The organism is Microcoleus sp. S1D4 (genome assembly GCF_036700765.1).
Taxonomy (GTDB): domain Bacteria; phylum Cyanobacteriota; class Cyanobacteriia; order Cyanobacteriales; family Microcoleaceae; genus Microcoleus.
On record NZ_JAUBPP010000022.1, the window covers coordinates 67,847 to 82,512 of the forward strand.

Consider the following 14,666-nt stretch of genomic DNA (forward strand, 5'->3'; position numbering starts at 1 on the left):
TTATTGAAAATTCTGAGCAGTGTTGTCTGATGAAAAGCTCGCCCAAGATGTCACTGAGCCTAGTTTTGTTGATACCCCTGGTGGTACAAATATCCGTAGCAGTCGGCGTAACGGGATGGCTGTCGTTTCGCAACAGCCAGAAAACCGTCAATAACCTTGCTACCAGGTTGAGCTTGGAAGTCGCAGCCCGGACGAAAGAAAATTTCCGCAGTTTTGGGGATGTGTCTCACCTGTTTCTGCAAATGAATACTGCTGCGATCGCTTCGGGAAACTTAAACCCGGAAGATTTCCCCAATTTAGAGCGCTATTTGTGGAACCAGACCAAGCTGAGCGATCGAACTACAACCATCTACTACGGCGACGAACAGGGCAGATTTCTCTTGCTCAAACGCGAAGCAGAAGACTTGGTATACATCAGAGACGAATCAACCGCTCCCAACCGCCAAATTTATCGCCTGGACAGCCAGGGAAATCGCACAGAACTAATCCAAACCGCCCCCTACGACCCCCGTACAAGACCCTGGTACACAACTGCCAAACAGTCAGGAAAAGCCAGTTGGTCTCCGATCTACGTCTTCACTGCAGCGCCAGTTCTGGGGATTACTCCGGTGATGCCCATCTACAACCAAACGGGCAGCCTGCAAGGAGTTCTGGCAATTGACCTGACTCTTTCTCAAATCAGCGATTTTCTCAAAAGAATCAAAATTAGCCCGTCGGGACAAGTTTTTGCGATCGAACGCAGCGGGGAAATAGTCGCCAGTTCCACGGACGAACTGCCCTTTGTCACCACCAAAGACGGACAAAAACGGCTGTTGGCGACACAAAGCAAAAATTTGCTCATTCGATCGGCATCCACATACTTGCAAAAACAATTTGGCAGTTTTACACAAATTAGCAGCCAAGGACAGTTTACCTTCGATCTAGACGGCAAACGTCAATTCATTACGGTTGCTCCCCTGCAAGACGGCCGCGGCCTCGATTGGCTGATCGTAGTGGTCATCCCGGAAGCAGACTTTATGGAGCAAATTAACGCCAACACTCGCACAACTATCTTATTGTGCTTTTTTGCCTTCATATTGGCGATCGCCCTAGGAATCTTCACCTCTCGCTGGGTTGTCCAACCGATTACCCGACTGCTGGAAGCTTCCAAAGCATTAACAAAAATGTCCGAATCCTCCGACTTCACATCCTCGGAATTAGACGGCGAAGTCGAAGTCAAAGGCATCAACGAACTCGGTCTTTTAGCTCAGTCTTTCAACCAGATGGCCAGACAATTGCGATCGTCTTTTGTCGCCCTCGAACAAACCAACTCCAATTTAGAACAGCGAGTAGCAGAGCGGACTGCCGAGCTCGAAGCCACCGAAGCAGAATTGCGGGCTTTGTTTGCAGCCATGAACGAATTAATTATAGTTTTGGACTCCACCGGCCGCTACTTGAAAATCGCGCCCACAAATATGTCTCTGCTATACAAACCAGCCGAAGAATTAGTGGGCAAAACTATCGGAGAAATGTTTCCGCAAGCTACAGCCGACAATTTTACCAGCCATATCCGAGCAGCTTTAGAGACTCAGCAAACTATCAGTATCGAGTACGATTTAACCATTGATGAACGCGAAGTTTGTTTTGCCGCCAGCATTTCGCCGCTGTCAGAAACATCCGTAATTTTGGTAGCCCGCGACATTACCGAAAAAAAGCGAGCCGAATCGCTGCGGCGGATGAGACAAAAACAATTGCTCACACAAAATACAGTTTTGGTAGAATTAGCCAGAAATAAAGTGCTATATCGAGGCAATTTGCAAGTAGCTTTGAGGCAAATCACTGAAGCTGCGGCTCGTACCTTAAATGCAGAAGGAGCAGGAGCTTGGTTGTACGATGAGGGCCGCTCAAAACTGCAATGTCTCGACCAATTTTGGTGCAGCAACCAGCAGCACTCCCAGGGTGTGGAACTCGCTGCAGCAGACTATCCAGCTTATTTTAAAGCTTTGGAAGAAGATCGGACGATCGCAGCCGACAACGCTCTCTCAGATATCAGAACTAGAGAATTAGCGACATCTTACTTTGCCGAAAACGGCACTACATCCACCTTAGATGCGCCGGTGCGACTGGGAGGCCAAACAGTCGGAGTTATCTGTATCGAACAGGTGGGAAGTGTTCGCCACTGGACAGTAGAAGAGCAAAATTTTGCTGCTTCCCTGGCAGATTTGGTATCATTGGCGATCGAAGCTAGCGATCGCGATCGAACACAAAACGCACTGCGTCAAGCAGAACAAAAATACCGCAGCATCTTTGAAAACGCAGTCGAAGGCATTTTTCAAACAACCCAAGAAGGCCGATTCTTGAGCGTAAATCCAGCTTTAGCCCGCATCTACGGCTACGCAACTCCCGAAGAATTGACATCAAATCTCACAAATATTAGACAGCAATCTTACGTCAATCCTAAGCAGCGCCAGAAGTTTATGCAAGTGATGCAAGAATGCGGACAAATATCAGGATTTGAGTCAGAAGTTTACCGCGTTGACGGCAGCATAATTTGGATTTCTGAAAGCGCCCGCGCAGTATGCAGCGCCGACGGTGAGGTACTCTACTACGAAGGCAGCGTCGAGGATATTAGCGATCGCAAAGTCTTTGAAAACGCCTTGCAAGTCGCCCTAGAAGCAGCCGAAGCCGCCTCCACCGCAAAAAGCGCATTTTTAGCAAACATGAGCCACGAACTGCGAACACCCCTCAATGCCATCATCGGATATAGCGAAATGCTGCAAGAAGAAACCGAAGAATTGGGCTATGACGAAATAACCCCAGATTTAGACAAAATCCGCACATCCGGCCGACACTTGCTGTCACTAATTAACGACATTCTCGATATTTCTAAAATCGAAGCCGGTCGCATGGATCTCTATTTAGAAACCTTCGACATTGCCGCCTTAATTGAAGAAGTAGCCGACACCGCTACCCCACTAATCGAAAAAAATAATAACACTTTAAACTTACAGGAAATTACCAATCTTGGTAGTATGTACGGTGACATTACCAAAGTGCGGCAGATTTTATTAAATTTGCTAAGCAATGCCGCCAAATTCACTCAAAACGGTACAATTACCCTCACCGCCAGCCGAGAAAGCGCCCGCAACAACAGCGAAGCGATAGCAGAAAACCGTTCGGAAACGGCAGAAACTTCTGCCCAATCAAACTCCTCTAAAGAATTTTTAGTTTTTAATTGTACAGATACAGGAATTGGAATGAATCAAGACCAATTGCAGCACATTTTCCAACCCTTTACGCAAGCAGACGCTTCTACCACACGCAAGTACGGCGGTACAGGTTTGGGACTAGCAATCAGCCAGCGTTTTTGCTTTATGATGGGCGGCAATATTTCAGTAAACAGTCAAGTCGGCGTTGGTTCTACTTTTACCATCCGCTTACCTCTCAATACTTAAACAATTGGTTATTGGTTATTGGTTATTGGTTATTGGTTATTTGTTATTGGTCATTAATATAATTCCGTAGGGGCGCGTTCACTAACAATCTTTCCTTCACATCCCAAGTATTAATAAACCCGCCCCCACACCGCGAATAATTTACATCAACCTTGAGAATCGAGATTATTTCGATTCATTATTGGGCGGAGGCGGGTTTTGATATTATTTGTTTTGAGGCGATTATTGTTGGAAAATTAGCCCCTACAAATATATTAATTTTCAATTACTAATTACCAATTACCAATTACCAATTACCTTTGAATGCTTCTCGGATCGAGAGCATCCCGCAACCCATCCCCCAATAAATTGAACGCCAAAACTGTCAAAATAATCAGTGTCGCCGGAGGCCAAACTAACCAAGGCTGCAACACTAAAATTGAAGCATTCGTAGACAGAGATAGCAAATTTCCCCAAGAAGGATCGGGTTGTTGAATTCCCAAACCAATTAAACTCAAAACCGACTCCGCCACAATAAAACCCGGAACCGACAAAGTAGCAGAAATAATGACATAGGTTGCAGTTTGTGGCAAAACGTGGCGGACAATAATATAAATTGGATTCGCGCCCATTGCGCGCGCCGCTTGCACGAATTCTCGTTGTTTTATTGACAGTACCTGACCGCGAATCACCCGCGCTAAACTCGCCCAACTGATAAATGAAGTAATCAGCACAATCAATATAAATCGCTGAGCGCTGGTTAAGCCTGGGGGGAGCACTGCTGCTAGCGCTACTAATAAATAAAGACCGGGAATCGTCATCAATACTTCGGCGAATCGCATTAAAATACTGTCAATCCAACTGCCGAAATAACCGGATATCCCTCCGATCAACAATCCCAAGGGGAAAGAAATTGCTATACCAACTAAACCGATGCTGAGGCTAATTCGGCTACCATGTACTAGGCGGCTGAATTGATCGCGAGCTTGTTCATCTGTGCCTAAAATATTGATTTTGGCTTGGCCGGTAGTTCCAAATAAGTGGATATTTAAAGGTAAAATCCCTAAAAACTTATAGGGAGAACCTTTGACAAACAAACCGACAGCAGAGGGTTTTTGCCAGTCTACAATTAGCTCGCGAGCGCCCGTATTCACGTCTACTGGGCCCTGAGTGGTCGGATAAACGTGAGGCCCGATAAATCGCCCGTCTTTGGTGCTTAAATGAATCTGAGTCGGCGGCAACAATGAACCGTTTAATTGAGAGTCGTAGGGGTCGTAGGGGGCCACAAATTCGGCGAAAAATGCGACTGTATAAAAAAATAATAATACCACTGCTCCCAGTCGAGCCAGAGGATTTTGCCTAAGATTTTGCCACCATTTCATAAGTTTTAGGTTTGAGATTTTAAGTTGGTTCGTAGTGAGGACTTTAGTCCTTCTTAAAAGGTTCGTAATGAGGAATTTAGTCTTTCTTAAGGAACGAAGATTTTCTCACTTAAACATCTGCCAAAATCCTATGTTTTCAGAAGCTGCGAGGTAAAGATAAAGAGAGGCAGAGCCTCCGGGTCTGCATTACCAGGCAGAGCCTGGTAACGAGCAATAACGAGCAAACGAGCTGACTGATAAAAACTTTACGGACAGAATTTTTTACTACGAACCTTAGACTATTTTTCTTCATCGGCAACCAAAATTAGTTGAGTTTCACGATCCGTTGTTTGACTCAATTCCTCGCCGTTAAAAGGATTGTAGAAAAACGAGCCTGTTTGCGGAGGTAATTTGGGATTGAGTAAGATTTCTACTATACTTTTGACAACGCCAGTTAGGGGAATAGCCAGGATAACTCCTAACAATCCTCCTACTCTACCTCCTAAGAGTAAAGCTGTGAAAATAATTACTGGGCTCAATCCGGTGAGATTCCCCATGATTCGGGGGGCGACTAAATTGTCTTTGATTTGCTGGAGACCGATCGCCACTGCCAACACTTGCAGCGCCAGCCACCAATCGATAAATGCTACAATTATAGTAACCGCTCCAATGCCAAGCGTCGCTCCGATAAACGGAATTATTTCCATCAATCCGATAAACACGGCAAACAACAGAAAAAACGGAACTTGCAGCCACGAAAAAGCGAGAGTTAGTGCGATCGCCATAAATAGTCCCAGCAGCAACTGTCCCGATACAAATCGTTGGAGGTTGCGCTGCAAAGTTTCGGTTAACACATAGCGAATATCTGGGGAAAAAATACTGGTCAAACCCTGCCACACTCTTTTACCGTCTAAGAGCATATAAAATGAAATTACCAGGATAAAGATTAAGTCGATAAACCAGTTAAAAGTACCTACGACTAAACCTAAACTTGTACTTGCGATCGCCTGTACTTGCTCCTGTACTTTCGCCGATAACTGCTGCTCCAATATTTGCACGTCAAAGGGCAAATTGCGATCGGCACTCCATGTTTGAAATTCACCTAACTGCTGCCGCGCCGACTCCAGCAAGTCCGGGAACCTTACCCCTAACTGACTCGCTTGGGTGAACACAGGCGGTACAATAGTTAGACCAATTACTAATACCACCAAACCCGCAACTAAGTAAACGAGCGCAGCAGCTACTCCCCGCGGCAAAAAGACTTGAAGTCTTGCTACTGCATAATTTAATAAGAATGCAATCAGTCCGGCTGTCACTAAAATGCTGACCAGTTCCCCAACATAACTGATCGCAGTTAGGGTAAACCATCCCGTTACTAGCACTAGCAACCAAGTAATTAGCAACTGTTGGACGGGAGAAAAAACACTGTTCATTGTAATTTTTGTCAATTAAACTGGTACAACTTTTTAGCCGATGTGCCTGATTTTAGCAATAATTCGTTCAAAATTAGGCTGAATTCTGTGAGGATCAGTTGGTGACGAGAAAATTGTTTTGCTACAGACAGGGCTGGCCCGATCGCCCGCAGGCCCCAAATCACGCTAATAATACTCGGCGAGGAACCCTGGGCGAATTAAATGTCGATCGCAACTCTCCGGCGATCGATCGGCCAGCAGTCAAGTGAAATCGCCTCACACTCACCCAAAAGGAGGACGCGACATTACTAGCGCCCTCGGCTAAAATAAACTAGATCTAAAAATTGCAATCTTTCTTTACAATATAAAAAAACCAAAGGTTCAAACCGGCGGGAGGAACTACAGTGACCAATCAAGTTTTTTCAGAAGCGGAAGAAAAGCAACCGCTTCTCCCCGTGCAAAGCGGGCGCGACAGAAATTCAATAGCCGATGCGCCTGAAAGTGGAGTTTCAGACCGATCTAGCTGGCACTTTTCCGGTGAGGAAGATGAACGAGAAAGATCCCTAGAAGTTCCAGAAGATGGGGAACAATCAGAACTTGGGGAACCAGAAGAGCCGGAAATTGGGCCCAGCAAAGGAATCAGGTGGCCTACGGTGTTGGCGGGCGCGGGGATTGGCGTAGCTGCAACTCTGCTAGCGGTACACTTGACTGCTGGCCAGAAGAGCGCGAAACCGGCCGCTACAGCCCCAGCGGCTGCTCAACAGGCGGCGGCCCAAACGGTGACAGTCGCGCCTGTGAAATCGGCTGATGTGGCTCAAACTCTCGAAGCGACGGGGACTGTGGCCCCCCACGATTTGCTGCCGGTATTGCCGCAAGCCAACGGCTTGCAAATCCAACAGGTTTTGGTGAAGGAAGGGGATGCGGTAGAAAAAGGTCAGGTAATGGCGATTTTGGATGATTCGGTGGTGCGATCGCAAATTGCCGCAGCGGTAGCTAAAGGACAATCCGCCGATTCTACAGTAGACCAAGCGCAAGCTCAGGTGCAGCAAGCTCAATCAAGCCAAAAAGAAGCCCAAGCCGGTGTCGAACAAGCTAAAGCTGGCGTGGAAAAAGCCGTCGCTGACTTAGCGCAAGTTAAAACAGGTGTCGGCCAAGCCCAAGCCGGTGTCGAACAAGCTAAAGCTGGCGTGAATCAAGCTAAAGCGGGAATTGCTTCGGCCGAGGCTAAATTAACTCAAGCTCAAAGAGAAGTAGATCGTTTTTCCAATTTGGCGGCGCAGGGAGTAATTAGCCAGCAAGATTTGGAACAGCGTAAAACCGAGCGAGAAACTGCTCTGCAAGATGTGAACAAGGCTAAGGCTGATTTGAATAAAGCTTTGGAAGAACAGAACAAAGCAGCGGAAGAAGTGCGATCGGCTAAAGCTAAAGTAGCTAATGGCGAAGCTAATATCAGTACGGCGCAAGCGGCCCTCAGCAGTGCCCGCGCTAAGGTGAATACGGCGGCCGCAACTGTCAGCAGCGCTAGAGCAAACGTGGGGAACAACGCAGCAAGTGTTCGCAGCAATGATGCCCAAATCCAACAGTTAGAAACTCAACTTTCACAAACGATCGTCCGAGCACCGGACAGCGGTATTGTTGCTGAAAGAATTGGTCGTGTTGGGGATGTTTCTTCGGGGAATCAAAAACTATTTTCGATTATTCGCGGAAACAAGCTAGAACTGCAATTGAAAGTGCCGGAAACTCAAATTTCGCAAGTGCAGCCGGGAACAGCCGTGCAAATTACTTCAGATTCTGACAAGCGGATTAAGTTGTCGGGAACTGTGCGAGAGATTTCGCCGTTAGTTGACCCGCAAAATCGCCAAGCTACGGTGAAAATTGATTTGCCGCCAAGCGATTTTTTGCGATCGGGAATGTTTTTGCGCGCTTCGATTTCGACGGCGACGGAGCAAGGTTTGAAAGTTCCTGCTAAGGCTATTTTACCGCAGTCTGACGGCAGTTCTATTGTTTACAAACTTGTGGGCGAGGACAAGGTGCAGGCTCAGAATGTGGTAGTTGGGGAGATTACTGGAGGGGCGGTGGGCGATTTGACGAAAGCTCAGGTTGAGATTAAAAAAGGGTTGAAAGCGGGCGATCGCGTAGTTATTGCTGGGGCTGGTTATCTGAAGGATGGCGATCGGGTAAAAGTTGTTAGTCAGTAGTCAGTAGTCAGTTGTCAGTAGTTAGTTATCAGTTGTCCCCGATCGCGATCGTTATTAGTGAGTGGTTGTAGCGTGCGTCAAGGCTAAATGTTTTCTCAGAGATTGCTGATTAACTTTATCCCTGACGCACCCTACGATTAGTTAATTAGTTTCTTCTTTCTTCCTTATTCCTTATTCCTTCTTTTCACCCGCTCAGCTTCGCCGAAGGGAATTATTCCTTCTTCCTGATGACGTTGGACGCAAAGCTCGGGGGAAGAGACAGCACTAATAACCAATAACTAATAACCAACAACCAACAACTAACAACAACAACAAATAACCAACAATTAATAACCAACAACTAATAACCAGCAACTAATAACCAGCAATTGATGACAACTGACAACTAACTACTGACAACTGACAACTGACAACTGACAACTGACAACTAACTACTAACTACTGACAACTGACAACTGACAACTAACTACTGACAACTAACTACTGACAACTGACTTCTTCCCATTATGTCTTTCAATATTTCGGCTTGGTCGATCAAACAGCCAGTCCCCACGATTGTTCTATTCTTGATTCTGACAATCGGGGGTTTGGTATCATTTCCAGTTTTAGGCATTGATGATTCACCTAATATCGATATCCCTTCTGTTTCGATATCTGTCAGCCAACCGGGGGCAGATCCAGCAGAACTTGAATCTCAAGTTACGAAAAAAGTAGAAGATGCTGTGGCGGGCTTGGGGAATATTGACCACATTATTTCTACTGTTAATGATGGTTCTTCTAATACGACAGTTAACTTTTTGTTGGGTACAAATAGCGATCGCGCTACGAATGATGTCCGCAATGCGATCGCCCAAATTCGCCAAAACTTGCCGCAAGATATTAATGATCCCGTTGTCAAGCGGGTGGAATTTGCCGGCAGTTCAATTATGTCCTACGCCGTGGTTTCCGATCGCCAAACCGTAGAACAGTTAAGCGAATTAATCGACCAAAACATCAGCCGCGTCCTCCTATCCGTTAAAGGTGTCGCTCAAGTGCAGCGAATCGGAGGCAGAGACAAGGATGTTCGAGTTGATTTAAACCCGGAATTACTGCAAAGTCTCGGCATTACAGCTACCCAAGTTAACGACCAAATTCGCAATTTTAATATCAATCTTCCCGGTGGCAGAACTGAAATCGGCAATTCCGAGCAAACAGTCCGCACCCTCGGCAGTGCCAAAACTATCGAACAGTTGAAAGCTTATCAAATTACTTTGCCCAAAGGCGGTTTTGTGCCGCTTTCGAGTTTGGGAAAAGTTGACGAAGGCTATGCAGAAGCGCGTCAGGGCGCGCGGCTCAACAACAAGCCAGTCGTGGCTTTTGCCATCCTCCGCAGCACTGGCAGCACTCTGGTGACTGTGGAAGAAGCAGTGCGGGAAGCTGTCAAGACAATGGAAAAAACTTTGCCGCCGGATGTGAAGCTGGAACTTATTTATACCTTAGCAGACCACATCCGAGATTCTTATCAAGCTTCTGTGGATGCTTTAATTTTGGGGGCGGCTTTAGCGATTATTACTATTTTTATTTTTCTGCGGGATTGGCGGGCTACTTTGATTGCTGCTGTGGCTTTGCCGCTGTCGGTAATTCCTACTTTTGCTGTGCTGAGGATGGTGGGATATACGCTTAACAGCATGACTTTGTTGGCGCTGTCGCTGGTGGTTGGCATATTAGTTGATGATGCGATCGTCGAAATTGAAAATATCGAACGGCACGTCGGGATGGGTAAAACGCCTTATCAAGCTGCTTTGGATGCTTCGGCTGAAATTGGTTTGGCTGTGGTGGCGACGACGATGACGATTGTTTCGGTATTTGCACCGGTGGCTTTTATGCCGGGAATTCCTGGTCAGTTTTTTCGGCCTTTTGGGGTGACGGTTTCGGCGTCGGTGTTATTTTCGCTGTTAGTCGCCCGCACAGTGACTCCGATGATGGCGGCTTATATGTTTAAGGAGAAAGGACATCATGAGGAACTCAAAAAAGACCAACTTTCTTATCAGTATCGCCGGCTTTTGACTTGGGCGCTGAAGCATCGGGCGATCGTCCTAATTTTAGGAATTGCTTTGTTTTTCGGCAGCGTTCAATTAATACCTTTCATTCCGACAGGTTTTATCGATCGCGATGATACCGGACTTTCCACTGTATCGATCGAATTGCCCCCCGGCTCCACCTTGCAGCAGACAGATTTAGCAGTGCAGCAAGCAACTAAATTATTGCTAGCCCACCCAGCCGTAGATAGCGTTTTGGAGACTGAAGGCGCTCCGACTGTCTCCGGGGGCGCGGGTGGCGGCGGAGGGGGCGCGGGTGGCGTAAATTCAGCCAGTCTGTACGTGAAATTGAAGCCGGCCGGTCAACGAATCGGACAACAGAAGTTTGAGGAGGAAATGCGGCCGAAACTGCGGGATGTTCCGGGCGTGCGGCTGAGTTTTGCTCAAGGGCGTGTGGGCGGTAGGAAGCAAATGTCGATCGTCCTCAAGAGCGAAAATGCGGAAGCTTTAACCAAAACTGCGGCATCTCTGACGCAACAAATGAAGCAAGTTCCAGGGCTGATTGAGGTAGAATCGAGCGCGAGTTTAGTGAAGCCGGAGATTTTGGTAAAACCCGATCCAATTCGGGCGGCGGATCAGGGTGTATCGGTGCAGCAAATTGCTCGCACTGCATCTCTGGCAACAATTGGAGATGTTGATTCAAATCTGGCTAAATTTGATTTAGCGGACAGACAAATTCCAATTCATGTGATGTTAGCGCCGCAGTTTCGCAGCGATATCGAAACAATTAAGAACCTGCAAGTACCGGGAAAAAATAATACTTTGGTGCCGTTGAGGGCGGTGGCGGATATTACTTTGGGCAGTGGGCCTTCTCAGATCGATCGCTACGACAGAGCCCGTCAAGTATCTGTAGAGGGCAATTTGTTGCAGGGTACGACTTTAGGAGAAGCTTCGGCGGCGGTGAAGAAACTGCCTGCAATGAATCCTTTACCTCCCGGTGTGGAACAAGAATCTTCGGGTGATGCCAAGGTGATGCAGGATATTTTCAGCGGTTTTGCGGGGGCTCTGGGAACGGCGGTATTGTTTATTTATGGCGTGTTGGTGTTGCTGTTTGCAAATTTCCTGCATCCGATCACAATTATGGCGGCCTTACCTTTGTCTCTCGGTGGCGCGCTGCTGGGACTTTTGGTGGGACAAAAATCCCTCGGTTTGTACGCTTTGATTGGGGTAGTGTTGCTGATGGGAATTGTGACGAAGAATTCGATTTTGTTAGTGGATTACGCGATTATGAATCAGAAGGAAGGCGAACCGACGTATGAGGCGACGCTGGATTCTGGAATAGCGCGGTTGCGGCCGATTTTGATGACAACTATTGCGATGATTGCTGGGATGGTACCGATTGCGCTGGGAATTGGCGCTGGTTCTCAGGTTCGCAGCCCGATGGCGATGGCGGTAATTGGGGGTTTGATGACTTCCACGCTGTTGACTTTGGTGGTGATTCCGGTGGTGTTTACTTATATGGATGGTGTGCAAATCTGGATTTTTAATTTGGTGCAGGGAAAGAAAAAACGTCAAGGGCGATCAAAGTTCTCTGGCTAGGGAAATGGTACAGCCTAGAGGCTGTGAATTTAAGCCTTAAATCCCTGAGAAATTTTGCTTTTAGCAGTAGCCAGATCCGCCTAAATCCCCCGGATAGTCGGGGGACTTTGACAAGACTCTTTTCCCCCCTTTCTTAAGTCGGGTTAGGGGGTATCGAGAGGCTCATGTTAAGGGACAAAAGACTGGTTTTGCTCGTTGTGTTCGTTACCAGGTTCTGCTGATATCGTAACTTACAGGAGAGAGGACTTTAGGATGTGTTTAAGTTATGAAGTTTTCGATCCTTAAAACCTACTCCCTATCATTTAACCAGATTGTGGAGGCAGAGAATCAATATGATCTGTGGCAAAATTGAGAAAGTATTCTGTCGGCGATATCAGTTGTTTGGCGTCGGTTTCTGTGATATTGCGATCGACATTCGCTAGAAATCCCTTCAATCTCAAATCTCATTGGGCCCTGAACTTGGTTACAATAATCCTTATCTAGTCGTTTAGAGAAGCTTTATGCCAGAAGTTGCACGATTTTACGGAATCATCATCAAAATTTTCTTTGGGGATCACGCACCTCCTCATTTTCACGCAGTTTACGGTGAGTACAATGCTTTGATAGCCATTGAGTCTTTAGAGATTATTGAAGGAGATTTACCGAATCGGGCCCAAAAGCTGGTATTAGAATGGGCTGCGCTGTACCAAAAAGAACTGCTAGATATGTGGAACAGCCAAGAATTTAGTAAACTTCCACCCTTAAAATAACTGTGATTTTTTTTTATGAAACCTGAGCGCATTGTTTCGGCTAAAGCTATTGATGATAGCACCTTGATTGTTAAATTTACCAATTCAGAAATCAGAAAATATGACATTTCTAAATTATTAGATAATGTAATGTTTTCGGACTTACGCAATCCTGGGTTTTTCAGAAACTTTAGAATTGAACCTGGTGGTTATGGGCTGGTTTGGAATGAGGACATCGATCTCAGTGAATATGAACTTTGGCAGAATGGAATTAGTTTGACGGATGAGGAAATTGAGCAATATATTGAATCTATACATAGTGTTGCTCACTGAGAAACAATGCCTGATGTTGGGCGATCGAGTTTTCGATCGCGCACATCTCGATATCAGGAATGAAAATTTAATAACTTAAGCGATTGCTCGTTACCAGGAAGAGCCTGGTAATGCAGATAGGCGAGGCTCTGCTTCCTTTGATATCGTAACTTACAGGAGAGAGGACTTTAGGAGGTGTTTAAGTTATGAAGTTTTCGATCCTTAAAACCTACTCCCTATCATTTACCCAGATTGTGAAGGCAGAGAATCAATATTATCTGTGGCAAAATTGAGAAAGTATTCTGTCGGCGATATCAGTTGTTTGGTGTCGGTTTCTGTGATATTGCGATCGACATTACAGTCACAATTCTACTATACCAAAAAGCCGTGAAGCGAAGTTATCCCGTAGGGAATCGCCCTGCGTATGGCCACAATAACCTACAATATCCTCCCGGTATGGAAAAAGCACTGCGGTGTCCGACTGCGGTGTGGCGATCGGCATCTCGTTGCTTAATTCTATTAATCGATCGGTGCGTACATACAGATTTGGGCGATCGCTCAAATATGAACGTGGTAAGCATAACATCTTTTGGCGCAAATAAAATAAAAAAATCTCGCAAAAAAAACTTTGACAATTTGCATAATTTTTGAGGAAAACCCCTGATAGATAAGTAAGGTGTGGCGCTTAATCTCAAAATTAGCCCCCGCCTGTTTATCGCAAGCAGGAAAAAAACATTGGCAGTATTAACTGGTACATCCTCAAACGACAACCTGACAGGCACCCCAGACGATGACAACATCACAGGCTTAGCAGGCAACGACACTATCGCGGGCTTAGATGGCAATGATACTTTGTCTGGCGGTGAAGGAGACGACAACCTCAGTGGAGGTGCGGGCAATGACTCCCTCCTTGGTGGCAGTGGCACTGGTAGCAGTGGCACTGACACCATCGATGGCGGTGCGGGCAATGACTTTCTAGATGCAAGCGGTAGCCTGGCCGGCGGCGATGGAGACGACACCCTGTTCAGCTCTGGGCCTAGCACCTTGGATGGCGGTGCGGGCAACGACTATCTCAGGGGTAGTTTTAATAGCACCTTAGAAGGCGGTGCGGGCGATGATACGCTCAGTGCTGGATTTGGCAGTGGGAATGTGCTGCGAGGCGGTGCAGGTAACGATCGCTATTTGTTGCGGGCGAACGGGCAGAGTCAACTTCAAATTCAGGATACTGGCGGGAGCAATCGCCTAGACTTTACTGATTTTGACAGCGAGATCAACACCAGCACTGCGCTGTCGCTGTCGCTGTCATCGGGCACTTTGGGATTGAGCCGCCAAGGCACGAGTTTAGCCATCGACACCAACAAAGACGGCATCATCAGGGCTACCGATGACGTTGTGATTTTAGACTTTTTCGGCGCATCCCCAACTGTCGCGGGTGCTGGCTTCATTGAAACTGTGGGTAATTTATCCGGTGCCGATATCCTGGCTGCTAATCTCACTGAGGCTACGGCGGCACCCGGAACTAATGCGCTCACCGGAACACCAAACAACGACAACCTGACAGGCACTTCAGCCGATGACAACATCTCAGGCTTAGCAGGCAACGACACCATCGCGGGCTTAGAAGG

Annotated in this window: 11 protein-coding genes; 7 read left to right on the top strand and 4 right to left on the bottom strand. The window is 46.8% G+C overall.

Translation table 11 applies throughout. From position 1 onward, the window contains the following. Nucleotides 1-29: 29 nt before the first annotated feature. Nucleotides 30-3,434 (top strand): PAS domain S-box protein, encoded by a 3,405-nt coding sequence (locus QT998_RS21035; RefSeq protein ID WP_333086874.1) that lies wholly within the window; start codon nt 30-32, stop codon nt 3,432-3,434. Nucleotides 3,435-3,727: 293 nt separating this feature from the next. On the opposite strand, the gene QT998_RS21040 is transcribed toward QT998_RS21035, so the two are convergent. Beyond that, nucleotides 3,728-4,795, bottom strand: coding sequence for an ABC transporter permease (locus QT998_RS21040; protein ID WP_194065758.1), 1,068 nt, complete (start codon nt 4,793-4,795; stop codon nt 3,728-3,730). A gap of 278 nt (nt 4,796-5,073) precedes the next feature. Further along, a complete protein-coding gene (locus QT998_RS21045; protein WP_333086876.1) occupies nt 5,074-6,207 on the bottom strand; it encodes an AI-2E family transporter in 1,134 nt (377 codons plus the stop codon). Between the two features lie 101 nt (nt 6,208-6,308). Here QT998_RS21045 and QT998_RS21050 point away from each other — a divergent pair, with 101 nt between their 5' ends. The 3 genes from QT998_RS21050 (at nt 6,309) to QT998_RS21060 (ending at nt 12,001) form a co-directional block, all read left to right on the top strand. Then, nucleotides 6,309-6,455: a hypothetical protein gene (locus QT998_RS21050; RefSeq protein WP_333086877.1), complete on the top strand. Its 147-nt coding sequence runs from the start codon at nt 6,309-6,311 to the stop codon at nt 6,453-6,455. A 135-nt stretch (nt 6,456-6,590) separates the two neighbouring features. After that, nucleotides 6,591-8,384, top strand: coding sequence for an efflux RND transporter periplasmic adaptor subunit (locus tag QT998_RS21055; protein WP_333086878.1), 1,794 nt, complete (start codon nt 6,591-6,593; stop codon nt 8,382-8,384). 506 nt (nt 8,385-8,890) lie between these two features. After that, nucleotides 8,891-12,001, top strand: coding sequence for an efflux RND transporter permease subunit (locus QT998_RS21060; RefSeq protein WP_333117459.1), 3,111 nt, complete (start codon nt 8,891-8,893; stop codon nt 11,999-12,001). 302 nt (nt 12,002-12,303) lie between these two features. On the opposite strand, the gene QT998_RS21065 is transcribed toward QT998_RS21060, so the two are convergent. Continuing rightward, complete coding sequence (locus QT998_RS21065) at nt 12,304-12,435, bottom strand: hypothetical protein (protein ID WP_333086880.1); 132 nt, start codon at nt 12,433-12,435, stop codon at nt 12,304-12,306. Nucleotides 12,436-12,501: 66 nt separating this feature from the next. Here QT998_RS21065 and QT998_RS21070 point away from each other — a divergent pair, with 66 nt between their 5' ends. After that, nucleotides 12,502-12,750 (top strand): DUF4160 domain-containing protein, encoded by a 249-nt coding sequence (locus QT998_RS21070; RefSeq protein WP_194065763.1) that lies wholly within the window; start codon nt 12,502-12,504, stop codon nt 12,748-12,750. Nucleotides 12,751-12,765: 15 nt separating this feature from the next. Continuing rightward, on the top strand, nt 12,766-13,062 hold the full coding sequence (locus QT998_RS21075) for a DUF2442 domain-containing protein (protein ID WP_333086881.1): 297 nt from the start codon (nt 12,766-12,768) through the stop codon (nt 13,060-13,062). 340 nt (nt 13,063-13,402) lie between these two features. Here QT998_RS21075 and QT998_RS21080 read toward each other — a convergent pair whose 3' ends face one another. Further along, nucleotides 13,403-13,627 carry a hypothetical protein gene (locus QT998_RS21080; protein ID WP_333117461.1) on the bottom strand — a complete coding sequence of 75 codons (225 nt, stop codon included), beginning with the start codon at nt 13,625-13,627 and terminating at the stop codon, nt 13,403-13,405. A 149-nt stretch (nt 13,628-13,776) separates the two neighbouring features. Here QT998_RS21080 and QT998_RS21085 point away from each other — a divergent pair. Next, nucleotides 13,777-14,666 (top strand): calcium-binding protein (locus QT998_RS21085; protein WP_333117463.1); only part of this gene is annotated, 890 nt, incomplete at its 3' end.